The following is a 24,014-nucleotide window of genomic DNA, read 5'->3' as shown; positions in this document are numbered from 1 at the left end:
GACTGCCCGCGGAAGCGGTATGGAGGGGCACAACTGCCCGCGGGGACAGCACCGGGAGCGCGACCGCCCGGTGGGGGCGGCACGGGGGAGGCGTGACTGCCCGGGGGACTCGGTGGCGGGGGACGGCGCGCCCGAATCCGGCGGCTCCCGCGCAGGGAGCCGCCGGACGCGTTACTTCCCCTGGCTGGTGGCCCTGGCCCGGGCCGTGCCTCCCCGGTCGCGGCGCCTGGAAGCGCCGCGGCCGCGGCCGCCCTTGCCGTCGCCGGCGTACTTGTCGAGCTCGATGGCGAGCGGCGATGCGGTCAGCACCGACGAGTACGTGCCCACCAGCATGCCGATCAGCAGCGCGAGCGCGAAGTCGGTGAGCGAGTCACCGCCCAGCAGGGCCAACGCGGCCAGAATGAAGATCACACCGATACCGGTGTTGACCGTACGCGGCACCGTCTGCAGGATCGCCTGGTTCGTCACCTGGTCCAGCGGCGCCTTGCTGTCCTTGCGCCACAGCTCGCGGATTCGGTCGAACACCACCACCGAGTCGTTCACCGAGTAACCGATCACGGTGAGCAGCGCGGCCAGGAACACACCGTCGATCGGCTTCCCCAGCCAGGCGAAGATGCCGGTCAGGATCACCACGTCGTGGGCGAGCGCCGCGACCGCGCCCGCACCGAACATCCAGCGGAACCGCACGGCGAGGTACAGCAGCTGGGCGGCGAGCGCCAGCCCGAGGGCGATCAGCGCGTTGCGCCGCAGCTCGTCGCCGAGGCTCGGACCGATCAGCTCGTCGCGCACCTTCTCCGCGCCGCCGCCGACCTCCGCGATGGCGTCGGCCACCTCGACGGCCTCCGCGTTGCTCAGTTCCTCGGTGCGGACCGTGAGCTTGTCGTCGCCGGAGGACTGCACGACCGCCTGCGGGAAGCCGGCGTCGGCCAGTGCCTCCCGGGCCCGGTCGGGGTCGACGGCGGTGCCGGTGGAGTACTCGATCAGCCGGCCGCCGGTGAACTCCACGCCGAAGTTCAGCCCCCGCACCGCGATGCCCGCGCCGGTGAGGACGAGCACGACGGCCGACACCGCCAGCCAGCGGAGCGGACGCCGCATCAGCTGCGGATTGCGCCGGGTGAGGTACGCGCGGACGCGCCCGATCGAGGCCAGCCCCGTCAGCCCCGGCCGGCGGTACACCCAGCGGCGGCCCACCGCGAACTCCGCCAGCACCCGGGTGATCACCAGGGCGCTGATCATGGACGCGACGACACCGATGGCCAGCGTGACACCGAAACCCTTCACCGGCCCCGACGCCAGCAGGAACAGCAGCACCGCCGCGATCAGCGTGGTGATGTTGGAGTCCGCGATGGCGCTGAACGCGCCCTTGAAACCGGCGGTCAGGGCCGAGCGGCTGCTGGGCCGGTTGCGTTTGCCGTACTCCTCCCTGGCCCGTTCGAAGACCAGCACGTTGGCGTCCACCGCCATACCGATGGCCAGGACGAAACCGGCGAGTCCGGGCAGGGTCAGCGTCGCCCCCAGGGCGGCGAGGGCGGCGTAGGAGATGAGGCCGTAGCAGAGCAGGGCCAGGGTGGCCAGGACGCCCATCAGCCGGTAGACGACGATGATGAAGACCGCGGTCAGCGCGGTGCCGACGACGGCCGCCCAGGCGCTCGCGTCGATGGCCTCGGCGCCCAGCGTCGGGCCCACGGTCCGCTGCTCCACCGTGTCGACCGGCACCGGGAGCGCGCCGCCCTTGATCAGCAGGGCGAGCTCCTTGGCCTCGTCACTGGTGAAGGAACCGGTGATCTGGGTGGAGCCGCCGGTGATGCCCGCGCCGCAGGAGACGGACGGGTCGACCTGGGGAGAGGAGATGATCTTGTCGTCCAGCACGATCGCGACCCGGCGCTTCGGATCGCCCGCCGGGTTGCAGGCGGCCTCACCGGTCAGCCGGGCCCAGCCCTTGGCGTCCTCGAAGTCCACCGTGACGTGCCAGCCCGCGCCGCCCTGCTGGTCGAACCGCCCTTCGGCGTCCTTCACGTCCTGGCCGGTGAGCGACGCGGCGCCCAGCCGCAGCCGCTCGCCGGCCTCGTCGGGCAGGATCTGTTCGCCCTTCTCCTGCGGCTTGTCGGTCGCGGAGGCGATGCCGAGCACCGGGTGGACGGAGAGCTGTGCGGTACGGCCCAGCACGTCGGCCGCCTGGCGCGGGTCCTGCAGACCGGGCAGTTCGACGATGATCCGGTTCTCACCGGAGCGGACGATGCTCGGTTCGGCCACCCCGAGCGCGTCGACACGGCCGCGCAGGACCTCCAGGGTGCGGTCGGTGGCCTCCCCGTCGGCCTCGACGGTCTCGGTGGAACGGGTCTCCAGAACGATCTGGGTGCCGCCCCGCAGATCGAGGCCCAGACGGACCGGAACGGTGACGGCGATGAACACGGATGCGGCGATCACGGCGAGCGCGAACAACGCCCTGACGCGGGCGGGACGTTTCACTGATGCCTCCAGCAGGCACGCGGAGAAGGAAGAGGGAATCTCAGGTGCTGGAGGCGGTGGGAGGGGCCCGTCCCAGATCCGACGGCATGTGCGCGGCGGCGGGCTGCGCATGCCCGGCCACCGGCGCCGGGCGCACCGGCCGCGGCGGTACGGGCGGCGTGTACGCGGCGGTGAAGAGCACATGACCGGCGGACGCCGTCCGCTCGGCGACGTCCCGCTCCGGCCGGGTGAGCACGGGGCGGGCACCGACGTAGGCGTCGTCGCTGTACGGACGGGTGTCGAAGGAGTACGACGCGGGCGCGGGGGAGGCCGCGGGGGCGGACACGGCGCCGGGCGCGAGCTCGGCACCGCCGGTGACCCCGAGGGTCAGCAGTACGGCCGCGAAGGCGGCGAGGGCCGCCGCGGCACGGCGGAACGGAAGGCGGGCGGAGCGTCCCCGCGGGTCGGCGGTCAAGGTTCGACGAGCCCGGCGCGAATGGCGTAACGGGTCAGCTCCAGGCGGTCCCGCAGCCCCAGCTTGTGCAGCAGGTTCTCGCGGTGCCGCTGCACCGTCTTGACGCTGATGAACAGCAGCTCGGCGATCTCCTTCGACGAGTGGCCCTCGGCGACGAGCTTGAGCACCTCCTCCTCGCGGGGTGTCAGCAGCTGCTCCGACGCCTCCTCCCCGTGCCGGACCCGGTCGAGGTAGTTACGGATCAGGGCCGTCACCGCACCCGGGTACAGGAACGGTTCGTCCCGCATCGCGGCCCGGCAGGCGGCGACCAGGTCACGGTCGGCGACGGACTTCAGCACATAACCGCCGGCCCCCGCCTTGAGCGCCTGGAACAGATACTGCTCGTTGTCGTGCATCGTCAGCATCAGGATGCGCAGCCCCGGCTTCAGCGCGGTCAGCTCGCGCGCGGCCTGCAGACCGGTCAGCCGCGGCATGGCGATGTCCAGGACCGCCAGGTCGACGTCATGGGTACGGGCCATGGCGATCGCCTCCGCACCGTCACCCGCCTCGGCGACCACCTCCAGGTCCGGCTCCCGGTCGAGGATGAGCCGGACGCCGCGCCGCACCAGAGCGTGGTCGTCGGCGAGCAGAATCCGGATCCTCGGCTGCGTCCGGTGGTCGGGCTGGGGTTCCTGATGGGTCATGACTGCTTCCTGACGGCGGGCACGGTGAGCCGGATACGCGTCCCGCCTGCTGTCGCGGCGTTCCCGTCCGGGCTCGATATGTCCAGCATGGCCCCGATCAGCAACGCGCGTTCCCGCATCCCCCGGAGACCGGCGCCCTCCTGCGCGGCGCCGATGCCGCGCCCGTCGTCGCTCACCTCCAGGACGACACCGGAGTCGACCGCGCGCAGGCTCACCTCCACGCACCTCGCCCCCGCGTGCCGGGCGGCGTTGGTCAGACTCTCCTGCGCCACACGGTAGATCACCAGCTCCGTCTCGTGGTCGAGCCCCGGCAGATCGGGTTCGAAACGGCGCACCACCCGCAGCCCGGTGTGCGTGGCGAACTCGGTGGTGAGCGACGTCACGGCGCTGACCAGGCCGAGGTCGTCCAGTACGCCCGGGCGCAGCCGGCGCACCAGCCGACGGACCTCGTCGAGGCTCTCCCGGGTGATCTCCTGGGCCTGCTGGAGCTCACCGCGCAGCGGCTCGGACGCCTCGTCCGAGGCCCGCTTCAGGGCCAGCAGCACGGCGGTCATGCTCTGCCCCACCTCGTCGTGCAGCTCCTGGGCGATGCGGCGCCGCTCGCCCTCCTGGGCGAGGATGGCGCGGGCACTGCTCGCGACGCGTTCCCCCTCCAGCCGTTCCAGCATGGAGTTGAAGGTACTGACCAGGTCCGCGACCTCGCCGCCGCCCCGCACCGGCAGCCGCTGACCGGGGCGCAGCAGGTCCACGGTGGTCATCAGCCGGGTGACGCGGTCGAGCGGGGCCAGTCCGATGCGCAGCAGCGCGGCGTTGGCGACGAGCATGACGGCGAGCCCGCCCACCAGGATCACCGCCTCGGTCAGCAGCACCGGGACGGACACGGTCACCGGAGCCCACAGCAGCAGCGCGGTGGCACTGCCCAGCACCACCGCGTTGAGCCCGAAGATCCGCCAGTACAGGGACACGGAGGTCACGCCTTCCTCTTTCTCGTCTGCCTCTACTGTCGGTCACCGTGCCTCGTCGTGCGGGCGCGGCCCCTGGTCCCGGCGGACAGCGGCCAGCGTGCACGGCCCGCACGGCGGGTGTCGATGGGCCCCGCACCCCATTTCCGGTCACCCGCCGGACCCATGCCGGACGGGGTGGGTCCTGGGACCCCGCACAGATGGGTACCGCGCCCGATGGGCGCGAAGCACGGAACGGGCGATGGTGAGGACATCACCCGTACGTCTTCGAGGAGGACCCACGTGTCGCTCGACCTGCCCCGCACCGAACCGCGCACCGCCATTCCGGCCGCGGACGAGGTCCGTCAGCGGCTCGAACACGCCCGCACGACCCGGTTGGCACAGCTCAAGGCACTCGACGAAACCGGGCAGAGCCCCGGCGACCACCTGATGTCCAACCAGATCGACGCGATCAAGCGCGTCCTCACGGAGATCGACGAGGCCTTCGCCCGGGTCGACGACGGCACCTACGGCACCTGCCTGGGCTGCTCCAAGTCCGTCCCGCCGGAGCGGCTGGAGATCCTCCCGCACACCCGCTACTGCGTCGCCTGCCAGCGGCGCGCGGCCTGACGCCCGCCCCGACCGTCCTTCTCTCCCGCTCTGCCCGAGGGGTGCAGTGGTGACCCACCAGACCATCGGCGAGCGCGACACGGCTCTCACCCCCGAGGACCTCGTCGCGCTGCGCGAGAACCTGCACGAGCAGCGGCTGTTCCGCCAGGAGCAGCTGCGGCAGTTCGCCTCCACCACCCGTGCCGACGACCGGCGCCGGCGGGCGGACGCCGCCCGGATCGAGGTCGGCGTCAAGCTCGCCGCCTCCGCCCGCATGGTGCTCGCCGACGTCGAGGCGGCACTCGCCCGGATGGACTCCGGGGAGTACGGCACGTGTCATCTGTGCCGCCGCCCGGTCGAACGCCACCGCCTGCTGATCGTCCCCCAGGCCCGCTACTGCGGGCGCTGCCAGCAGGTGAGGGAGGCCGGCCGGTGACTGTGATCCGGCGCCCCCGGCCGGCTCCCGTACGTCACCGGCACTGGCCGCTGTGCCGGCGCTGCTCAGGTATCGCTCTCGACCTGGGCAGCGCCCGCACACGCGCGTGGATCGCCGGCCGGGGCATGGTCCTCGACGTGCCCACCGTGACCTTCCCGGGCACCGGGGCCGTCCACCCCATCCAGCGCGGGACCATCGTCGACACCCCCGGCACGGCCCGCATGCTGGAACGGCTCCTCGGGCACCGGATGCCGAGGATCGGCCGGCCGCTGGTCGTCGTCACGGCACCGGTGCTTGACGGGCTCGCCTTCCGTACCGAGGCCCGCACCGCCGTGGAGGTCCTCCGTCCGCGCGCCGTGCTGACCGTCCCGGGAGCCCGGGCGGTCGCGCTGGCCGCGGGCGCCGACCACATCCGGCCGCTGCTCGTCGTGGACATCGGCGCCCACCTCACCGAGGTGGTGCTGCTCGTCGACGGCGCGGTGACCGACGCCCGTCGCGCCGCGCTGGGCACCGCGGACCTGACCGACGGCACGGAGCCCGAGCTCATCACCGAGGCGGTGACCGGGATGGTGACGGCGATGCTGCGGCAGGACCGCACCGCGCTGACCCGCACCGCCCTGCGCCGCGGCGTTCTGCTGGCCGGCGGCGGCGCGCTGCGCCCCGACCTTACCCGCGACCTCCCGGACCGCCTCGGCTGTCCGGTCCAGCCGGTGCCGTCCCCGCACACCGCCGCCGTGCGGGGCGCCGCCGGCCTGCTCGCCGCGGCGCACTATCACCCCTCCGTCACCGGAACCATCTGATCCACCCCCGGCTGCCTGCGACCCACACGAAGGGAGAGACGACGTGGCGGGCGAGACACCTCCGGCACAGCCGCCCCCCGGTCCGCCTCCGCGCCCCGCGCCGTGGCGCCGCCGGCACAACCCCCTGCGCCGCCGCACCGACGTACTCCAGGCCTGGCTCGGCCTCGGGGTGCTCATCGCCGTCCTGGCCGTGGCACCCGTGGCGGCCGCCCTCGTGGGAGATGCCGCCCGTACCCACTACGAGGACCTCGCCCGCCACCAGACTCAGACCAGGTACGAGACGGACGCGACGCTCACCGAGGACGCGCCCCGCCACCCGGAGCCGGGTTCGGACGAGGAGAAGAAGACTCGTTACCCGGTCGAGGTCCGCGTCGTCACCCGTGAGGGGCGCACTCGTACCACCCGGGCGGAGGTCCGGCCCGGGCTGACCGCCGACAACACCGTACGCATCTGGGTCACCGCCGACGGCGAGGCGACGGACGCGCCGCTGACCCCCAAGGAGGTCCGCAGCCGCACCATGGGCTGGGCCCTCCTCGCCGCCGTCGGTGTCGCCCTCACCGGCGCCGCCTCCTACGCGCTGGCCGCCCTGGCCCTGCGCCGCCGCAACCTCGCCCGCTGGGACACGGCCTGGGCGGAGACGGCCCCGCGCTGGACGACACCCACCTGAGCCGAACGCGTACCTACGGAGCCCGGACGCCCCGCAGGCGTCCGGGCTCCGGTGCGTGGAGCTCCGACTCCGGTACGAAACATTCGATGACATGACATCAGACTTCGGCCCTCACATGTCACATGGTGCGTTCAGAAACTGGTTGACCGGTTCAGTAAGGAAGTTGAGCTGCGCATATGCCGGACCGTCACCTCCATTACATCATCGAAGATTTCGAAACATTCACCGAAAGTGTTGACGGTTGACGCGCACAGACCAACACTGTTCCGGCATCGACCTCCCCATCGAGCCGTCACAGGAGGCGCACCGCATGAACATGTCCGCACCCCCGAAGACCCGCAGACGCAGCCGTCTGCTGCTCAGCGTCAGAAGTGTCTGGACCATCGCGCTGGCCGCCGTCACCGCGCTGCTTCTGACCGCCACCACCGCCACCGCCGTCACCACCAACCAGACCGGCACGAACAACGGCTGGTGGTACTCGTTCTGGACCGACTCCCAGGGAACCGTCTCCATGGATCTGGGCTCCGGCGGCAACTACAGCACCCGGTGGAGCAACACCGGCAACTTCGTCGCGGGCAAGGGCTGGAGCACCGGCGGACGCAAGACCGTCAACTACTCCGGCTCCTTCAACCCGTCCGGCAACGCGTACCTGACGCTCTACGGCTGGACCACCGGCCCGCTCATCGAGTACTACATCGTCGACAACTGGGGCACCTACCGGCCCACCGGCGAGTACAAGGGCACCGTCACCAGCGACGGCGGTACGTACGACATCTACAAGACCACCCGGTACAACGCCCCCTCCATCGAAGGCACCCGCACCTTCGACCAGTACTGGAGCGTCCGGCAGCAGAAGCGCACCGGCGGCACCATCACCAGCGGCAACCACTTCGACGCCTGGGCGAGCAAGGGGATGAACCTGGGCAACCACAACTACATGATCATGGCCACCGAGGGCTACCAGAGCAGCGGCAGCTCCAACATCACGGTGAGTGAAGGCTCCGGTGGCGGTGGCGGTGGCGGTGGCGGCGGTGGCGGTGGTGGTGGCGGCTGCACCGCCACGCTCTCGGCCGGTGAGAAGTGGGGCGACCGCTACAACCTCAACGTCTCGGTGAGCGGCTCCAGCGACTGGACCGTCACCATGCGGGTCCCCTCCCCGGCGAAGGTCTCCGCGACCTGGAACGTCAGCGCGTCCTACCCAGACGCCCAGACGCTCGTGGCCAGGTCCAACGGCAGCGGCAACAACTGGGGCGCCACGATCCAGACGAACGGCAACTGGACCTGGCCCTCGGTCTCCTGCAGCGCAGGCTGACCGTGTACGAGGAGGATCCTCACATGAGCACCAAGAAGCGACAGCCGGTCACCCGGTACCTGGTCACCGGGCTGGCCGCCGCCGCACTCACCGTGGCAGGCACCGTGACCTCGACCGTCAACGCCACACCGGCGCGGGCGGCCGCCTGCAACGGCTACGTCGGACTCACCTTCGACGACGGCCCGTCCACCGGCTCCACCATGAATCTGCTCAACGCGCTCAGGCAGAACGGGCTGCGGGCCACGATGTTCAACCAGGGCCAGTACGCCGCCGCCAACCCCTCGCTGGTCAGGGCCCAGGTGGACGCGGGCATGTGGGTCGCCAACCACAGTTACACCCACCCCCACATGACCCAGCTCAGCCAGTCACAGATGGATTCGGAGATCGCCCGTACCCAGCAGGCGATCGCCAACGCCGGCGGCGGCACACCGAAGCTGTTCCGGCCGCCCTACGGCGAGACCAACTCGACCCTGCGCACGGTCCAGGCCAAGTACGGCCTGACCGAGGTCATCTGGGACGTCGACTCGCAGGACTGGAACAACGCGAGCACCGACGCCATCGTGCAGGCGGCCTCCCGGCTCACCGACGGCCAGGTCATCCTGATGCACGACTGGCCGGCCAACACCATCGCCGCGATTCCGCGCATCGCGCAGAACCTGGCGTCCCGGGGACTGTGCGCCGGCATGATCTCCCCGCAGACAGGCCGCGCGGTGGCCCCCGACGGTTCCGGCGGCGGGGGAGGAGACGGCGGGGGCGGCGGCACCTCGTGCACCGCGACGCTGTCGGCGGGCAGCCGCTGGGGTGACCGCTACAACCTCGACGTCGCGGTCAGCGGTTCGGACAACTGGACCGTGACCATGAAGGTGCCGTCCCCGGCGAAGGTCTCCGCGACCTGGAACGTCAGCGCCTCCTACCCCGACAGCCAGACGCTCGTCGCCAAGTCCAACGGCAGCGGCAACCGTTGGGGGGTGACGATCCAGACCAACGGCAACTGGAACTGGCCGACGGTCTCGTGCAGCACCGGCTGATCGAGGGGCGAGCCGCGGCGTGGTGTGCGCCGCGGCTCGCCGCATGCCCCGTCACAGATGCTCACGGAACCAGTCCGCGGCCAGGTCCGCCACCGCCTCCAATGCACCCGGCTCGGAGAAGAGATGGGTCGCGCCGGGCACGACATGGATGCGGTGGGGTGCGGCCGACAACTGCTCGGCGGCCCGGTTGTTGAGGTCGAGGACCGTCGTGTCGTCACCGCCCACGATGAGCAGCACCGGGGACGAGACCAGGGCCAGCGCGTCCTCCGCCAGGTCGGGGCGTCCGCCCCGCGACACGACCGCCGAGACCCTCTGGGGACGCTCGGCCGCCGCCACCAGGGCGGCCGCGGCTCCCGTGCTGGCCCCGAACAGGCCGACCGGCAGGTCCGCTGTGTCCGGGCGCTGTTCCAGCCAGTCGACGGCGTCCGCGAGCCGCCGGGCCAGCAGACCGATGTCGAAACGGTGCCGGCCGGTCGCCGCGTCCTCGATCTCCTCCTGTTCGGTCAGCAGGTCGAGGAGCAGCGTGCCGAACCCGGCCAGTTGCAGAGCGGTGGCCACGGCCTGGTTGCGGGGGCTGTGCCGGGAGCTGCCGCTGCCGTGGGCGAACAGCACCATCCCGCCCACCCCGACGGGAATCTCGAGGTCACCGGCCAAGGCCGCCCCACCCGAGGGAACCGTCACGGATTCGGAGACCATGTGCGGTCACCTCCTTCAGCGGGCGTCCTCGCCCGCCCGGCCGACGGGCAGCAGGCTGCCGATGTCCTTGGGCAGCGCGGCGGCCACCTTCTCCGTCAGCTCCGGGGTGAGCGCGGCGTCGAGCACCTCCAGTACGGCGGCCGCCTCCCGCAGGGCCGCGTCCTCGTCGGTCTCCGCACGGCCGGCGATCCGGCCGGCGAACGTGGTCAGGCCGAAGCGCTCACCCGAGGTGGTCGCCGGCCCCTCGGCCCCCTCGCCGGCGGCGTCCCTCGCCTGTCGCATGGGGGCGGCCAGGGTGGGAGGCAGCTGGGCGGCCACATGATCGGTCAGCCCGGACGGCAGCCGTTCGGCCAGCGTCGTCAGCACCGCGCGGGTCGCCATTTCGGCGGATCCCCGGTCCGGCAGCCGAGTCAGGGCCTGCACTTTTCCGATGATCTGATCGTGCTGCATGAGGCGGTCCTTCCTCATGGTGCGCTGATCCGCGATGGTCGAGGGCCGGGTACCCGGAAACGGGCCCGGACCAACGGACGCCCGTTTGCTCTCGTCGCGGAGGGCTACCCGGCCCCTGCGAACGCGGACGAGGAGGTGTGCGGCGTGCGGGACGAGCGTACCGACCGGACCCGGCAAGGTGTCTCCCGGGCGCGTTCCGGCACGATCGGCCGTCGTACCCCCCGGACGGGCACCGAGCCGGTCACCGCCCGGAGCCCGCTGCGGCTGCGCCTGCTGCTCGCGGGGATCTTCCTGCCGCTCTTCCTCGGAGGCTGCGCCCTGTTCGCCGTGTGGGCCGCGGACGCCGGCCCCGGCGACAGCCCCGGCCGCGGGCCGCTGACCTTCCTGGCCGTGGTCTGCGGCGTGCTGGCGCTGACGGCACTGGCGGACCTGCTCGTCGTACTGCGCCGTCTGCGGCTGGAGCGGGGCACCGCCCGCTGACCGCCGCGAGGTGCGTCAGCTGCCCTCGGGGTCTCGCTCCTCTTCATGGCGAGCCGTGCTCAGCCGTACCACCAGGTGGGTCGCCAGCTCGATGCGCTGTGCCGCCGTCCCGGGGTCGTCCGGGCGGTCCGGGCGCAGCAGCATGCGGGCCGCCTCCTCGGCCATGTGCCGCAGCGGCTGGCGCACCGTGGTCAGGGGCGGGCTGGACCACTGCGCCAGCGGCACGTCGTCGTAGCCGACCACCGACAGGTCCTCCGGGACGCGCAGGCCCTTGACCCGGGCCGCCTCCAGGACGCCGAGCGCCTGGAGGTCGCTGCCCGCGAAGACGGCCGTCGGCCGGTCGGGACCGTCCAGGAGTTCCATGGCGTGTTCGAAGCCGCTCTGGACGTGGAAGTCGCCGAAGCGCATCAGACGGGGGTCGGTCTCCAGGCCCGCCATCGCCATGGCGGAGCGGTAGCCGTCGAGGCGGGCCAGCGAGCAGAGCATGTCCTCGGGGCCGGTGATGATCGCGACCCGCCGGTGGCCGAGGTCGGTGAGATGGCGGGTGGCGGCCAGTCCGCCGGCCCAGTTCGCCGAGCCGACCGAGGGCACGTCGGGGTCGGGGTCGCCTGCCGGGTCGATGACGACGAACGGGATGGCCGCCGCCCTGAGCTGGCGCTTGATGTCTCCCGGGAGCGAGGAGAAGACCAGCACGACGCCCAGCGGCCTGCGCTGCAGCACGCCGGGCAGCCACTCGGGCGCGGGGGTGTGCCGGGTGCCGCTCTCGGTGAGCACCACTGTCGCGCGGTTCTCCTTGGCGACGTTCTCCACGCCCCGGATCAGTTCCATCGCCCAGATGCTCTCCAGCTCGTGGAACACGATTTCGATGAGCGGGGAGCGGGATGACGGCTGGGCGCGCCTGCGGTAGCCGTGCACTTCCAGCAGGCGTTCCACCTTGGCCCGGGTGGCCCTGGAGACATCCGATCGGCCATTGAGCACCTTCGAAACTGTCGGCATCGAAACGCCGGCCTCTTTCGCTACCGTGGCCAGGGTGACTCTGCCGCCCGTCTCGTCATCATCGTGCATACACGCAGGATACGGCACCGCGCGACGATAACAGTTTGGGTGCGTAAGTCCTCGACCGTTGACCGAAAGTCTCGTCTGACCTACTGTCCCACGGCATGGACTTTCGGTGATGGCGCCGAAACTTTCGAAAGGCGAACGATGAAGACACGTGCGCGCTTGCCCAGACTGGTCGCCTGCGGTGCGACGCTCGCCCTGGCACTCAGCCTGTCGGCATGCGGTGACGGGAACGGCGGGGCGTCGGGGGACGACGGCAAGATCCATGTCCTGGTCTACGGGGACGCGACCAACAAGGTCGAGAAGCGGATCGTCGACACGTTCAACAAGACGTCCGACGTCAAGGTCGTCCTCGACACCATCCCCGGTGCGGACTACCAGAAGAAGCTTCAGACCATCATCAACACCCCCCAGGCCCCGGACGTCTTCTTCAACTGGGGCGGCGGCAGCATCAAGCCGTTCGTCAAGGCCGATCTCCTGCTGCCGCTCGACGACTTCATCAAGAAGAACCCGGACCTGGAGAACAAGTTCCTGCCGTCCGTCTTCAACAACGCGGTCGTCGACGGCAAGCCGTACGGCATCCCGATGCGCGGCACCCAGCCGGTCCTGCTCTTCCACAACAAGGCCGTCCTCAAGAAGGCGGGCGTCAAGCCGCCGAAGACCTGGAACGAGCTGCTCGACGCGGTGGAGAAGCTCAAGGACGAGGGCGTCACGCCGATCGCGCTCGGCGGCGGCGACGTCTGGCCGACGCAGATGTGGTTCCAGTACCTCTACGACCGCATCGCAGGACCGGAACTGTTCGCGAAGGCCGTCGGGGGCGACAAGAGCGCCTGGGAGAGCGCGGACAGCAAGAAGGCCCTGAACATGATCAGGGAGCTCGTCGACGCCGGCGCCTTCGGCAAGAACTACGACTCCGTCAAGTACACCAACGGCGGCTCGGTCCAGCTCGTGGCCGGGGGCAAGGCCGGCTTCGAGCTGATGGGCTCCTGGTACTACTCCCAGCAGCTCACGGACCACAAGGACTTCGCCGAGAAGGACCTCGGCTACAGCGCCTTCCCGACCGTCGAGGGCGGCAAGGGTGACCCGGCCAACGTCGCCGGCAACACCAACAACTACTACTCGGTGATGAAGAAGACCAAGCACCCCGAGGCCGTCGCCGAGTTCCTGAAGCTCATGTACTCCGACGACTTCGTCAAGGCGCAGCTGGAGATCGGCAACCTGCCGACCACGACCAACACCGACGAGTTCATCGAGACGGCGGGCTCTCCCGAGTACTCGCGCTTCCAGTACGACCTGGTCGCCGACGCCCCGTCGTTCCAGCTGTCCTGGGACCAGGCGTACCCGCAGAAGGCCAGCTCGGACATGCACAAGGCCGTCCAGCAGTTCTTCAACGGACAGCTCGACACGGACGGCTTCATCAAGGCCATGCAGGCCCTCCCCACCGAGTGACGAACGGCTCATGACCACACAGATCACGAGCGCCCGGTCCGCCGCCGGCCCCCGCAAGGGGTCCCGGCGGCGGCCGCCCGCCTCGTCCGCAACGAAGGTGGGCCGCCCCGGCTTCGCCTGGGCGCTGCCCGCCGCAGTGTTCTTCGCCCTCTTCGCGATCGTCCCGCTGATCATGGTCGCGGTGCTGTCCTTCATGACCTGGGACGGACTCAGCTCGCCCCAGTTCGTCGGCATGGACAACTGGTCGCGCCTGATGGACGACCCCGTCATGGTCAAGAGCATCTGGCTGACCCTGCTGCTGACCGTGCTCGGCGTCGTCCTCCAGACACCGCTGAGCATCCTGCTCGGCGTCTGGGCCGCCGGCCACCAGCGCAACCGGGCCGTACTGTCCGTCATCTACTTCATTCCGCTCCTGCTCTCCGCGACAGCCGTCTCCGTGCTGTGGCGGGCGCTGCTCGACCCGAACTTCGGCATTCCCGCCGACGCCACCTGGCTGTTCGGCGACGGCAACCTCTTCGGTGAACAGGCCACCGCCATCGGTGTCCTGGCGTTCGTCAGCACCTGGCAGTTCACCCCGTTCCACACCCTGATCTACCAGGGCGCCGCCCGCGCGATCCCCCACGTCCTCTACCAGGCCGCGGAGATCGACGGAGCCGGCCGCTACCGGCAGTTCTTCCACATCACCCTGCCGCAGCTGCGCAACGCGATGATCACCTCGATGATCCTGATGATCGTCGGCGGCCTCACCACGTTCGAGACGGTCCTCATCCTGACCCAGGGCGGCCCCGGCACCGACACCACCATCAGCGCCTACTACATGTACGACAAGGCGTTCAAGAGCTTCGACTACGGAACCGGCTCCGCGATCGCCCTGGTCCTCGTCGTCGCGGCCACGATCATTTCGCTGATCGTCGTCCGGGTCTCCGGCTACGACAAGATGCGCAGCTCCATGGAAGGTGTGTCATGAGGCGCCGACCGAACTACGTGGCCGGCGCCGGATCGCTCATCTGGCTCTTCCTGGTCGGCCTTCCGCTGTACGTGCTGCTCGCCGCGACCCTGCGCACCCGCCAGGATTACGCCGAGAACGGCCCGATCTCCATCCCGGACACCTTCACGCTGGACAACTACACCGGCGCCTTCGACTCGGGATTCGGCCAGTACTTCTTCAACACGCTCGTCGTCACCGCCTGCGTGATCGGCATCGTGCTGCTGTTGGTACCGCCGCTCGCCTACGCGATCGTCCGCAGCCGCGGCCGCGCCACGTCGGCGATCTTCCGGCTGTTCCTGCTCGGGCTCGCCATCCCCGCCCAGGCCGTCATCGTGCCGATGTTCTACCTGATCAGCGAGGCCGGGCTGTACGACAACCTGCTCGGCGTCATCCTGCCCACGGCCGCGTTCTGTCTGCCCATGTCGGCGCTGATCCTCAGCGGCGCGATGCGCGACATCTCGCCGGAACTGTACGAGGCCATGGCCATGGACGGGGCCGGCCCGCGGCGCCAGTTCTTCCAGCTCGTCCTGCCGCTGTCGCGGGGCGGACTGTCCACCATCGTGGTCTTCTCCGCGCTCCAGGCGTGGAACGGCTTCCTGTTCCCGCTCGTCCTGACCCAGTCCGACTCCAGCAAGGTCGTCACCCTGGGTCTGTACAACTTCCAGACCGAACACGGCATCGACATCCCCGGTCTGCTCGGAGCCGTGGTGCTCTCCATGGTGCCCATCCTGCTCGTCTACCTGTTCGCCCGTCGCGCCCTGGTCCAGGGTCTGATGGGCGTCGGAGGAAAGTGACTGCCGACGTGGCCGTAGAGACCACCCCCGAAATCCCCCTCTGGAACGACCCCGACCGCCCCGTCGCCGACAGAGTCGACGCGCTCATCGCCGCGATGACGCTGGACGAGAAGATCGCCCAGCTGTACGGCGTGTGGGTCGGCGCGTCCGCCAACGGCGGTGAAGTGGCCCCCCACCAGCACGACATGGAGGAGGCCGTCGACCTCGACGCGCTGCTCCCCAGCGGACTGGGCCAGCTGACCCGCCCCTTCGGCACCGCCCCCGTCGACCCGGCACTCGGCGCGCTCTCCCTGCTGCGCACCCAGTCCCGCATCACCGGGGCCAACCGCTTCGGCATTCCCGCCGTCGCGCACGAGGAGTGCCTGGCCGGCTTCGCCGCCTGGGGCGCCACCGCCTATCCCGTGCCGCTGTCCTGGGGCGCCACCTTCGACCCGGACGTGGTGCGCCGCATGGCCGCCGCCATCGGCCGCGACATGCGGTCCGTCGGCATCCACCAGGGACTCGCGCCGGTCCTCGACGTCGTGCGCGACGCCCGCTGGGGCCGGGTCGAGGAGACCATCGGCGAGGACCCCTACCTCGTCGGCACCATCGGCACCGCCTACGTCCAGGGCCTGGAGTCCGCCGGGATCGTCGCCACCCTCAAGCACTTCGTCGGCTACTCCGCCTCCCGCGCCGGACGCAACCTCGCCCCCTCGCCCATGGGCGCCCGCGAACGGGCCGACGTGCTGCTGCCGCCCTTCGAGATGGCGATCCGTGAAGGCGGCGCCCGCTCGGTGATGCACTCCTACACCGACACCGACGGAGTCCCCGCCGCGGCCGACGAGAGCCTGCTGACCGGGCTGCTGCGCGACACCTGGGGCTTCGAAGGCACCGTTGTCGCCGACTACTTCGGCATCGCCTTCCTCAAGGTCCTGCACGGCATCGCCGGCGACTGGGCGGATGCCGCGGGCGCCGCGCTCAAGGCCGGCGTCGACGTCGAACTGCCCACCGTCAAGACGTTCGGCGCACCGCTCGCCGAGGCCGTCGCCGAGGGCCGGGTCCCCGAGTCGCTCATCGACCGCGCGCTGCGCCGGGTCCTCGGTCAGAAGGCGATGCTCGGCCTGCTCGACCCGGACTGGAGCCCGGTGCCGCCCGCGCTCGACGGCGCGGACCTGGACGACCCGGACGCGCTGCGCGGCAAGGTCGACCTGGACGGCCCCGAGAACCGGGAACTGGCCGGCGAGATCGCCGAGAAGGCCGTCGTCCTGCTCACCAACGACGGCACCCTGCCGCTCGCCCGGCCCCGCCGCATCGCCCTGGTCGGCCCCAACGCCGCCGAGGGCACCGCCGTACTGGGCTGCTACTCCTTCCCCCAGCACGTGGGCGTGCAGCACCCGGACGTCCCGGTCGGCATCGACCTGCCCACCCTGCACGACACCCTGGCCGCCGAGTTCCCGGACGCGGACATCACCGTCGCCCGCGGCACCGGCGTCGACGACGGGGACCTCTCCGGCATCGGCGCGGCGGTGGACGCGGCCCGGGAGGCGGACATCGTCATCGCCGTCCTCGGCGACCGCGCGGGGCTCTTCGGCCGCGGCACCAGCGGCGAGGGCTGCGACGCCGAGTCCCTCGCCCTGCCCGGCGCCCAGCAGCAGCTGCTGGACGCGCTGCTCGACTCCGGCAAGCCGGTGGTGACCGTGCTGCTCGCGGGCCGCCCCTACGCCCTCGGCCGCGCCACCGCCGAGTCCGCGGCGATCGTGCAGTCCTTCTTCCCCGGCGTCGCCGGCACCCGGGCGATCGCCGGTGTGCTCAGCGGACGTACGGCGCCCTCCGGACGGCTCCCGGTCAGCGTGCCGCGCGGGCCGGGCTCCCAGCCGACCACCTACCTCGGTGCACGGCTCGCCCAGGTCAGCGAGGTGTCCAACATCGACCCGACCCCGGCGTTCGGCTTCGGCCACGGCCTGACGTACACGACGTTCGCCTGGAGCGACCTCGCCGTGGACGCGCACCAGGCCCCGACGGACGGCGAGTTCACCCTCGACCTCACCGTCCGCAACACCGGTGACCGCTCAGGCACCGAGGTCGTCCAGCTCTACCTGCACGACCCGGTCGCGTCCGTGGTCCAGCCGGTGCAGCGCCTGGTCGGCTATGCCCGGGTGGAGTTGGAGCCGGGCGAGTCCCGGCGGGTCCGCGTCACGGTCCCCGCCGACGTCGCGTCCTTCACCGGCCGCGACGGCCGCCGGGTCGTCGAACCCGGGGACCTGGAGCTGCGCCTGGCCGCGTCGAGCACCGACACCCGCCTGACGGCGACGGTCACCCTCACGGGCGCCGAACGCCAGGTGAACCACACCCGCCGCTTCCACGCGACGTTCACCCAGGAGCCGTTGGCGCAGGCCTGACCCGGTTTCCCGACGCAGTCCCCGTCCGGCGCCCGCCGGACGGGGACTGCGCCTTGGGCAGGCAGAAAACTCCGTCGAGCAACGCGCGGCCGCCGCCTACCCTGACGGCATGGGCCATGCGAAGAGTTCCTACGTCTGTCTTCCCTGCCGGGCTGCGTACAAGCAGCCGTACGACAGGGACAGGCCGCACCGGATCTGCCCCCGATGCGCGGAACCGCTGATCCACGTGGGTTCGGCCTTCGCGCCGCCCCCGCGACGGGATACCGCCGCCTGGCGCACGCTGTCCGTTCTCCTCCACGCCGGCGTCCACTTCCACAAGAGCTGCTGCAGTGGGCCCGGATACCGTCCGCGCACCCTGAGGGAGGTCCGCGAGCGCATGACGTACGCCCGCCGCACGGGCGAGCCGTTCGCCAGGGCCCTGATACGCCCGGAGCTGCCGTGACGGTCAACACGGCGGTCCTCCAGAGGACTTGATTCCTGCCGGACCTGCTGATCGTGTGGCCGGCATGGACCGCCGCGCACGCCTCTGCCTCCGGCGGGTAGTGGCCGTCGCAACGGCCGCGGCGACCTCTACGCCGCGTCATGATGGGATGGGGGCCGTGAGCCAGATGTGCAAGTGGTGCGACCGCCCGTTGATGCAGCGCCGGTGGCGCCGGTACTGCAACCGCCGGCACGCGGTGAGGTACCGGGTGACGAGCTGGATCGACCAACTGCTGACCCACGGTTTGTGAAGCGGCCGGCGGTCGGAAGCCTTGACTTCCACGCCCCTGCTGTCCCGTCGGGGCCGTCAGCGGAACGCGGCGATGTTCTCCGCGGCCCACTGGGCGAAGGGCCTGGCAGGGGAGCCGGTGACGGACGGAACCGTGTCGTGCACCATGAGCAGTTCGTCGTTGACGTCCCCGCCCATCAGGTCGAGCACCGCGTGCGCGGTCCGGTCCCCCAGGAAGGGGGCCATCTGCCGGTGGGCCTCTTCCCTGCCGATCTCCTCGACGGACACCTCGTGCCCCAGGGCCGTCCCGATCGCGCGGGCCTGCTGCCGGGGTGTGATCCGTGCCGGCCCGGTCAGCGCGTACGTCCGTCCGCGGTGCCCCGGCTCGGTCAGTGCCGTTCGGGCCACCGCCGCGATGTCGGCGGGGTGGACGGCGGGAAGCCCGATGTCCGCATAGGGCACCCGGATCGCCCGGTGCTCCCGGATCGACTCCGCCCACCACAGGGCGTTCGACGCGAACTGCGTCGGGCGCAGGATCGTCCAGCTCATCCCGCTGTCCCGGAGCAGCCGCTCGACGGCCAGGTTCTCTGCGGCGGCGGTCAGGTGCGGATGGGTGCGTACCGTGATGGAGGACACGAGCACCACGTGCTCCACTCCCGCCTGCCGGGCGGCAGCGAGAACGTCCGCGTCCGCGCCCATGCTTGGCACGAGGAACAGAGAACGCACCCCGTCCAGCGCCGGCTTCAGCGAGGCGGGGCGGGCGAGGTCACCCTCGACGGCTTCGACTCCGCCGGGGGACGAGGCCCGTGCGGCGTCACGGGTCAGGCCTCGCACGGGTGAGGCGCCGGACCCGTGCAACTGCCGTATCAGAGCGCTGCCGATGTTTCCGGTGGCACCCGTCACGAGGATCATCGTCGTCTTCTCCTGCCGTCGGCCGGTGATCACGTCTGCCGCACGCTAGGACCTCAACCGCGATTCAGGTCAACCGGAAGGGGGGCGTCCGGGGCCGGTGAAGTCGGGACCTTCGGTCCCCCTGGCTCATGTGATCAAGGGAGTGTGCGACGCCGGCAGTAGTGCACGGTGACGACGGCCAACAGCGGTCCCCATGCCACTATCGGCACATAACACATGGTCATCACCCATTCGCCCCACGGCGTGATCGCCATGTCGGCGTGCAGCGTCGTCCATACGAAGAGCACCCCGTAGACCGTGCAGGCGAGTGCGCCCAGCGCTGCGGGTACGGCCGCGACGAGCACGGGGATGCGGCGTCGGTGCAGGAGCGGGACCCACCGCGGCCATACCTCGCCCCACGGCCGCACCAGTCCCAACGTCAGGAAAGCCAGCGCCTCCTGCAGCACGGACAGCAGCGGCACGATGAGATATCCCCAGCCGGGAATGAGCATCGCGTCGTACTCGGACTCGGCGAGCCCCAGCGGAACACCGAGCACCACGGCGAACCGCCACAGCGCCGACGGCATGGATGTCCATAGGACCGCGGCCGCCGCGCGTCGTGCCCATGGGGGGACAGGCGCAGCGGTCATAGGACGTGCGGAGGCGCGGGGCATGGCGTCGGTAGTCATGAGGTGGGTTCCCTGTTTGCGGACCGAGTGCGACAGCTCGGAGGCTGTCACGCAGCCCGGCGCCGCCACATCAGACCCCAGGGCGGCATGTGTGCGTCTGCAGGCGTACGCGCCCACGGGGAAGTGGCCCATGGAGCTGAGGGACCGTCATACGCTGGTCGGAGGACGGACGGGAGCGACCAGGGGGCATGCACCGCGCGCCGACGGCCCCCCGGGAGGATTCGGCGTCGGCAGGGTGTCGCGATCCTCGGCCGGTCGCGCACAGCGCGCCCCGATGGGCACGCACCAGTCGCCCGCTCGGACCGGCCCCGCGTCAGCAGCCGGGGCCGGTCCACCGGCCGATCGGTCGTCAGTCCGCCAGTGCGGCCGCGAACATGCCGGCCTCGTACGAGCCGCCCTTCTGGTGGACGATCACCGCGAGCCGGTTGGCCGCGTTGATCAGGGCGACCAGGGCGACCAGTGCGGCGGTCTGGTCGTCGTCGTAGTGCTTGCGCACCAGGGCCCAGGTCTCGTCGGAGACGCCCTGGTGGGCGTCGGCGAGACGGGTGCCCTCCTCGGCGAGCGCCAGCGCGGCCTGCTCGGCCTCGGTGAACACGGTGGACTCGCGCCAGGCGGCGACCAGGTGCAGCCGGACCGCGCTCTCCCCGGCGGCCGCGGCCTCCTTGACGTGCATGTCGATGCAGTGACCGCAGCCGTTGATCTGGCTGGCGCGCAGCGACACCAGCTCCTGCGTGGCCTTCGGCAGCGGCGAGTCGTGGATCACCAGGCCGGCGCCTGCGAACCGCTTGGCGAACCTGGCGGCGATCGGGTTCTCGAACAGGTTGAACCGGGCGTCCATCGTCGGCTCCTCACTCGTGGCGTTGTGCTTGACGAACACGAGATGCCGGTGCCCGGAACCCTGTGACGGGACGGCGGTGTGACGTGTGCCACGGGGCGGGGATGTCACAGAACCGGGCGGGCCGGCGTCCTGTGCACGTGGCAGCGTCGGGAGCGAACAGGTGGGAGCAGCCGTGACCAGCGAGTACAGCGAAGGCGACGGGACCGCGGCCGTGCCGTCCGCCGGGGGCGGGCGTACGGATCCCGCGACCGACGCGTTCCTCACCCACCGCAACCTGCTGTTCACCGTCGCCTACGAGATGCTCGGCTCGGCGGCCGACGCGGAGGACGTCCTGCAGGAGACCTGGCTGCGCTGGTCGGGCGTCGACCTCGGCGCGGTGCGGGACCAGCGGGCGTACCTCGTGCGGATCGCCACCCGGCAGGCGCTCAGCAGGCTGCGCACGCTGGGCCGCCGCAAGGAGTCCTACGTCGGTTCCTGGCTGCCCGAGCCGCTGCTCACCGCGCCCGACGTGGCCGACGACGTGGAACTCGCCGAGAGCGTGTCGACGGCGATGCTGCTGGTGCTGGAGACGCTCACACCGACCGAGCGGGCGGTGTTCGTCCTGCGGGAGGTGTTCGACCTTCCGTACGACGAGATCGCCGACGCCGTCGGCAAGTCGCCGGCCGCCGTCCGCCAGATCGCGCATCGGGCGCGGGCCCATGTGGGGGCACGCCGGCCCCGCGGGGTCGCCTCCCCGGCGCGGACCCGGGAGGCCCTCGAGGCGTTCCGGCGGGCGGTGGAGACGGGCGACCTGCAAGGGCTCTTCGACGTCCTCGCGCCCGATGTCGTCCTGCTGGGTGACGGCGGGGGCATCAAGCAGGCCGTCCTGCGGCCCGTGGTGGGGGCCGACAAGGTGGCCCGGCTGCTGGCGGGCGGACTGGGCAGGGTTTCCGGCGAGCTGTCGCTGCGGCCGGCGGTGGTCAACGGGCACCCGGCGCTGGTCCTCCGGCTCGACGGCGCGCTCGACAGCGTCCTGACGATGCGCTTCGACGACGGCCTCGTCACCGGCCTCTACGCCGTGCGCAACCCCCAGAAGCTGTCCCACATGGAGCGGGAGACCAGCCTGCGCCGCTGAGCGCGGCACACCGCGGACGCCGGTCACGGCGGGCTCAGGACGGGGGGTCGGCCCCGGACGCCTCGAGCTCGCGGGCGAGTGTCTCCGCGTCGTACGGCCCGGTGTGGCGGCGGTCGCCGACGAAGAAGGTCGGGGTGCCCAGGGCCCCGCTGGCCTCCGCACTGGCCGTGTCGGCGCGTACCCGTTCGGCGGTCCCCTCGTCGTCGATGGCGTCGAGGAACCGCTCGATGTCGAGGCCCAGCTCGATGGCGTAGGCGGCGATGTCCTCGAACTCCAGCCTGTCCTGATGCCTGTAGAGCAGGTCGTGCATCTCCCAGAAGCGTCCCTGCGCGCCGGCGGCGACGGCCGCCCGGGCGGCGAGCACGGCGTGCGGGTGGACGTCGGGGAGCGGCAGGTGCCGGAAGACGTAGCGGAGCCGGTCGCCGAAGCGTTGCCGCAGTTCGTGGGTGACTCCCGTGGCGCGGGCGCAGTAGGGGCATTCGAAGTCGCCGTACTCCACCAGGGTGAGGGGTGCGTCCACAGGGCCGGCGATGTGGTCCGTGTCCGGGTCGACCGGACGGTCGAGGAAACGCGGCAGGTCCGCGTCCGTCTCGCCGCGCAGCACCGCGGCGAGATGGAACGCCAGCCAGCCCAGGACCGTGGCGAGGACGGCCGCGACCAGGACGCCGACGGTCGCCTGGGCGCGCAGCGCCGAGTCCTCGAAGGCGAGTCCGACGATCAGCAGGGAGACGGTGAAGCCGATCCCGGACAGTACGGCACCGCCCACCACATGGCCGGGCCCCACCCCTTTCGGAAGCTTCCCGAGCCCGAAACGGGTGCCGAGGTAGGCCCCGCCCCAGACGCCCACGAGCTTGCCGACCACCAGGCCGACGACGACGGCCCAGGTCAGCCAGGAGGCCAGGGCGTTTCCCAGGACGCCCCCGCGCAGGTCGATGCCGGCACTGGCGAGGGCGAACAACGGGACGACGACGTAACTCGCCCAGGGATGCAGCATGAGCTGCAGCCGCTCGTTGACCGACACCGCGCGTTGCAGCCCCAGGCGCGCCGAAAGCCCCACGTCGGCCCGCGGCGACTGGCGGAAGGCGCGGAAGAGCCGGGTGGCACGGTCCAGGACCTCGGGCACGGGGGCATGGGCGGGGATGAGGAGGCCGCCGAGCATGCCCGCGATGGACGCGTGCAGACCGGCCGCGAGGGTGGCGAGCCACAGGGCGATGACGAGCAGCACGTACGGGGCCGTCCGCCAGGCACCGAGACGCGTCAGCAGGGCCAGGGCCGCACAGAGCGCCAGCGCCTCCAGCAGCGGCAGCAGATGGACCGTGTCGGAGTAGACCAGGCCGATGACGCTGACCGCCACGATGTCGTCGATGACGGTGATGGCCAGCAGGAAGACACGCAGTTGAGTGACGAACCGGGGTCCCACCACGGCGAGCGCCCCGAGCATGAAGGCCGTGTCGGTGCCGATGACCGTGCCCCAGCCGCCGGCCGCTTCGCCCGCGGGTGCCATCACGAGGTAGATCGCCGTGGGCACGACCATCCCGCCGATTCCCGCCAGGGCCGGGAGCATGATGCGGTCGCGGCCGGACAGCGCGCCGACCGAGATCTCGTAGCGGACCTCCAGGCCGATGACGAAGAAGAACAGGGCCATCAGGCCGTCGCTGACCCAGTGGCTCAGGTCCATGGAGAGGTCGGCGTTGCCGAGCGACAGGGACAACTCGGTCGACCACAGGGAGGTGTAGGCGGCCGACCAGGGCGAGTTGGCCCACGCCAGGGCCACCACGACCGCGACCAGCAGCAGGCCGGCGCTGCCCGCCTCGGTGGCCAGGTAGGAGCGCACCCGGTCGGAGAGCTGGCCGGCCAGTGAGCGTCGCCCGGCCCGCGTCTGGGAGGACCGGTCGTTCTTCGTACGTGTCACAGGCTCCCCTTGCCGGCCCGTCGGCGTCACCGGGGTGGGGCACGGGCCCGCGTGCGCGGCGCGTTCCGTTCCAGCGGTGTCTCCCTCTCATCGGTCCGATCGTTGCGCCCGGAGCGGGTCCAAGCGCCCCGGGACACCGATCCTTGCGCCGTTCAGGTCACGCGGGGC

At 71.3% G+C, this 24,014-nt stretch carries 24 protein-coding genes; 13 read left to right on the top strand and 11 right to left on the bottom strand.

Annotated features, from left to right (window positions below):
• Positions 1-171: 171 nt before the first annotated feature.
• Genes secD through ACZ44S_RS28255 form a run of 4 tightly spaced genes read right to left on the bottom strand, consistent with a single transcriptional unit; the run spans position 172 to position 4,580 of the window.
• Positions 172-2,469, bottom strand: coding sequence for a protein translocase subunit SecD (gene secD, locus ACZ44S_RS28270; RefSeq protein ID WP_466933821.1), 2,298 nt, complete (start codon positions 2,467-2,469; stop codon positions 172-174).
• A 40-nt stretch (positions 2,470-2,509) separates the two neighbouring features.
• Positions 2,510-2,923, bottom strand: a complete 414-nt coding sequence (locus ACZ44S_RS28265) for a hypothetical protein (RefSeq protein ID WP_466933819.1) — start codon at positions 2,921-2,923, stop codon at positions 2,510-2,512.
• Entirely contained in the window at positions 2,920-3,606 is a 687-nt protein-coding gene (locus ACZ44S_RS28260) for a response regulator (protein ID WP_466933817.1), read from the bottom strand. Before ACZ44S_RS28260 ends, ACZ44S_RS28265 begins: the two co-directional genes overlap by 4 nt.
• Complete coding sequence (locus tag ACZ44S_RS28255) at positions 3,603-4,580, bottom strand: HAMP domain-containing sensor histidine kinase (protein WP_466933815.1); 978 nt, start codon at positions 4,578-4,580, stop codon at positions 3,603-3,605. Before ACZ44S_RS28255 ends, ACZ44S_RS28260 begins: the two co-directional genes overlap by 4 nt.
• Before the next feature lie 270 nt (positions 4,581-4,850).
• Here ACZ44S_RS28255 and ACZ44S_RS28250 point away from each other — a divergent pair, with 270 nt between their 5' ends.
• The 6 genes from ACZ44S_RS28250 to ACZ44S_RS28225 all read left to right on the top strand — a co-directional run bounded on the left by ACZ44S_RS28250 (position 4,851) and on the right by ACZ44S_RS28225 (position 9,399).
• On the top strand, positions 4,851-5,177 hold the full coding sequence (locus tag ACZ44S_RS28250; RefSeq protein WP_466933814.1) for a TraR/DksA family transcriptional regulator: 327 nt from the start codon (positions 4,851-4,853) through the stop codon (positions 5,175-5,177).
• Between the two features lie 49 nt (positions 5,178-5,226).
• Positions 5,227-5,592 (top strand): TraR/DksA family transcriptional regulator, encoded by a 366-nt coding sequence (locus ACZ44S_RS28245; RefSeq protein WP_466933812.1) that lies wholly within the window; start codon positions 5,227-5,229, stop codon positions 5,590-5,592.
• Positions 5,589-6,392, top strand: coding sequence for a hypothetical protein (locus ACZ44S_RS28240; RefSeq protein WP_466933810.1), 804 nt, complete (start codon positions 5,589-5,591; stop codon positions 6,390-6,392). Before ACZ44S_RS28245 ends, ACZ44S_RS28240 begins: the two co-directional genes overlap by 4 nt.
• Positions 6,393-6,435: 43 nt before the next feature.
• A complete protein-coding gene (locus tag ACZ44S_RS28235; protein ID WP_466933808.1) occupies positions 6,436-7,059 on the top strand; it encodes an Rv1733c family protein in 624 nt (207 codons plus the stop codon).
• A gap of 310 nt (positions 7,060-7,369) precedes the next feature.
• The gene (locus ACZ44S_RS28230) at positions 7,370-8,371 is read left to right on the top strand and encodes a glycoside hydrolase family 11 protein (protein WP_466933806.1); all 1,002 of its coding nucleotides are present in this window, start codon (positions 7,370-7,372) and stop codon (positions 8,369-8,371) included.
• 23 nt (positions 8,372-8,394) lie between these two features.
• Positions 8,395-9,399, top strand: coding sequence for a polysaccharide deacetylase family protein (locus ACZ44S_RS28225; protein ID WP_466933804.1), 1,005 nt, complete (start codon positions 8,395-8,397; stop codon positions 9,397-9,399).
• 51 nt (positions 9,400-9,450) lie between these two features.
• Here the strand turns inward: ACZ44S_RS28225 and ACZ44S_RS28220 are convergent, their stop codons facing one another.
• Both ACZ44S_RS28220 and ACZ44S_RS28215 read right to left on the bottom strand, forming a co-directional pair.
• Positions 9,451-10,095 carry a dienelactone hydrolase family protein gene (locus tag ACZ44S_RS28220; protein ID WP_466933802.1) on the bottom strand — a complete coding sequence of 215 codons (645 nt, stop codon included), beginning with the start codon at positions 10,093-10,095 and terminating at the stop codon, positions 9,451-9,453.
• A 15-nt stretch (positions 10,096-10,110) separates the two neighbouring features.
• Complete coding sequence (locus ACZ44S_RS28215; protein ID WP_466933800.1) at positions 10,111-10,545, bottom strand: DUF2267 domain-containing protein; 435 nt, start codon at positions 10,543-10,545, stop codon at positions 10,111-10,113.
• 144 nt (positions 10,546-10,689) lie between these two features.
• Between ACZ44S_RS28215 and ACZ44S_RS28210 the strand changes: the two genes are divergently transcribed.
• Positions 10,690-11,025, top strand: coding sequence for a DUF6343 family protein (locus tag ACZ44S_RS28210; protein ID WP_466933798.1), 336 nt, complete (start codon positions 10,690-10,692; stop codon positions 11,023-11,025).
• Positions 11,026-11,040: 15 nt separating this feature from the next.
• Here the strand turns inward: ACZ44S_RS28210 and ACZ44S_RS28205 are convergent, their stop codons facing one another.
• Positions 11,041-12,090: a LacI family DNA-binding transcriptional regulator gene (locus ACZ44S_RS28205; protein WP_466933796.1), complete on the bottom strand. Its 1,050-nt coding sequence runs from the start codon at positions 12,088-12,090 to the stop codon at positions 11,041-11,043.
• Between the two features lie 138 nt (positions 12,091-12,228).
• Here ACZ44S_RS28205 and ACZ44S_RS28200 point away from each other — a divergent pair, with 138 nt between their 5' ends.
• The 5 genes from ACZ44S_RS28200 (at position 12,229) to ACZ44S_RS28180 (ending at position 18,135) form a co-directional block, all read left to right on the top strand.
• Complete coding sequence (locus tag ACZ44S_RS28200) at positions 12,229-13,533, top strand: ABC transporter substrate-binding protein (protein WP_466933794.1); 1,305 nt, start codon at positions 12,229-12,231, stop codon at positions 13,531-13,533.
• 10 nt (positions 13,534-13,543) lie between these two features.
• Positions 13,544-14,500 (top strand): carbohydrate ABC transporter permease, encoded by a 957-nt coding sequence (locus ACZ44S_RS28195; RefSeq protein ID WP_466933792.1) that lies wholly within the window; start codon positions 13,544-13,546, stop codon positions 14,498-14,500.
• Positions 14,497-15,315, top strand: coding sequence for a carbohydrate ABC transporter permease (locus ACZ44S_RS28190; protein WP_466933791.1), 819 nt, complete (start codon positions 14,497-14,499; stop codon positions 15,313-15,315). Before ACZ44S_RS28195 ends, ACZ44S_RS28190 begins: the two co-directional genes overlap by 4 nt.
• Complete coding sequence (locus ACZ44S_RS28185) at positions 15,312-17,693, top strand: beta-xylosidase/alpha-l-arabinosidase (protein ID WP_466933789.1); 2,382 nt, start codon at positions 15,312-15,314, stop codon at positions 17,691-17,693. The genes ACZ44S_RS28190 and ACZ44S_RS28185 overlap by 4 nt, the downstream gene beginning before the upstream one ends.
• A 109-nt stretch (positions 17,694-17,802) precedes the next feature.
• Positions 17,803-18,135 (top strand): deoxyxylulose-5-phosphate synthase, encoded by a 333-nt coding sequence (locus ACZ44S_RS28180; RefSeq protein WP_466933787.1) that lies wholly within the window; start codon positions 17,803-17,805, stop codon positions 18,133-18,135.
• A 345-nt stretch (positions 18,136-18,480) separates the two neighbouring features.
• Here ACZ44S_RS28180 and ACZ44S_RS28175 read toward each other — a convergent pair whose 3' ends face one another.
• From ACZ44S_RS28175 to ACZ44S_RS28165, 3 genes are all read right to left on the bottom strand, one after another.
• A complete protein-coding gene (locus tag ACZ44S_RS28175; protein ID WP_466933971.1) occupies positions 18,481-19,314 on the bottom strand; it encodes an SDR family oxidoreductase in 834 nt (277 codons plus the stop codon).
• A 134-nt stretch (positions 19,315-19,448) separates the two neighbouring features.
• Positions 19,449-19,880: a hypothetical protein gene (locus tag ACZ44S_RS28170; protein ID WP_466933785.1), complete on the bottom strand. Its 432-nt coding sequence runs from the start codon at positions 19,878-19,880 to the stop codon at positions 19,449-19,451.
• Between the two features lie 451 nt (positions 19,881-20,331).
• On the bottom strand, positions 20,332-20,820 hold the full coding sequence (locus ACZ44S_RS28165) for a carboxymuconolactone decarboxylase family protein (protein ID WP_466933969.1): 489 nt from the start codon (positions 20,818-20,820) through the stop codon (positions 20,332-20,334).
• Between the two features lie 172 nt (positions 20,821-20,992).
• Here ACZ44S_RS28165 and ACZ44S_RS28160 point away from each other — a divergent pair, with 172 nt between their 5' ends.
• Positions 20,993-21,934 carry an RNA polymerase sigma-70 factor gene (locus ACZ44S_RS28160; RefSeq protein WP_466933784.1) on the top strand — a complete coding sequence of 314 codons (942 nt, stop codon included), beginning with the start codon at positions 20,993-20,995 and terminating at the stop codon, positions 21,932-21,934.
• A gap of 34 nt (positions 21,935-21,968) precedes the next feature.
• On the opposite strand, the gene nhaA is transcribed toward ACZ44S_RS28160, so the two are convergent.
• Entirely contained in the window at positions 21,969-23,846 is a 1,878-nt protein-coding gene (nhaA, locus tag ACZ44S_RS28155) for a Na+/H+ antiporter NhaA (protein WP_466933782.1), read from the bottom strand.
• Positions 23,847-24,014: the final 168 nt, after the last annotated feature.

It is taken from the genome of Streptomyces malachitofuscus (assembly GCF_055571035.1).
Note: the sequence above shows the minus strand (reverse complement) of the source record. Positions and strands in the feature narration are given on the sequence as shown.

What these genes read in the sequence shown, in the direction of transcription:
- ACZ44S_RS28260 (WP_466933817.1), bottom strand. Translation starts at nt 3,606, where the DNA reads ATGACCCATCAGGAACCCCAGCCCGACCACCGGACGCAGCCGAGGATC.
- ACZ44S_RS28230 (WP_466933806.1), top strand. Translation starts at nt 7,370, where the DNA reads ATGAACATGTCCGCACCCCCGAAGACCCGCAGACGCAGCCGTCTGCTG.
- ACZ44S_RS28225 (WP_466933804.1), top strand. Translation starts at nt 8,395, where the DNA reads ATGAGCACCAAGAAGCGACAGCCGGTCACCCGGTACCTGGTCACCGGG.
- ACZ44S_RS28220 (WP_466933802.1), bottom strand. Translation starts at nt 10,095, where the DNA reads ATGGTCTCCGAATCCGTGACGGTTCCCTCGGGTGGGGCGGCCTTGGCC.
- ACZ44S_RS28215 (WP_466933800.1), bottom strand. Translation starts at nt 10,545, where the DNA reads ATGCAGCACGATCAGATCATCGGAAAAGTGCAGGCCCTGACTCGGCTG.
- ACZ44S_RS28205 (WP_466933796.1), bottom strand. Translation starts at nt 12,090, where the DNA reads ATGCACGATGATGACGAGACGGGCGGCAGAGTCACCCTGGCCACGGTA.
- ACZ44S_RS28200 (WP_466933794.1), top strand. Translation starts at nt 12,229, where the DNA reads ATGAAGACACGTGCGCGCTTGCCCAGACTGGTCGCCTGCGGTGCGACG.
- ACZ44S_RS28195 (WP_466933792.1), top strand. Translation starts at nt 13,544, where the DNA reads ATGACCACACAGATCACGAGCGCCCGGTCCGCCGCCGGCCCCCGCAAG.
- ACZ44S_RS28190 (WP_466933791.1), top strand. Translation starts at nt 14,497, where the DNA reads ATGAGGCGCCGACCGAACTACGTGGCCGGCGCCGGATCGCTCATCTGG.
- ACZ44S_RS28180 (WP_466933787.1), top strand. Translation starts at nt 17,803, where the DNA reads ATGGGCCATGCGAAGAGTTCCTACGTCTGTCTTCCCTGCCGGGCTGCG.
- ACZ44S_RS28175 (WP_466933971.1), bottom strand. Translation starts at nt 19,314, where the DNA reads ATGATCCTCGTGACGGGTGCCACCGGAAACATCGGCAGCGCTCTGATA.
- ACZ44S_RS28170 (WP_466933785.1), bottom strand. Translation starts at nt 19,880, where the DNA reads ATGCCGTCGGCGCTGTGGCGGTTCGCCGTGGTGCTCGGTGTTCCGCTG.
- ACZ44S_RS28165 (WP_466933969.1), bottom strand. Translation starts at nt 20,820, where the DNA reads ATGGACGCCCGGTTCAACCTGTTCGAGAACCCGATCGCCGCCAGGTTC.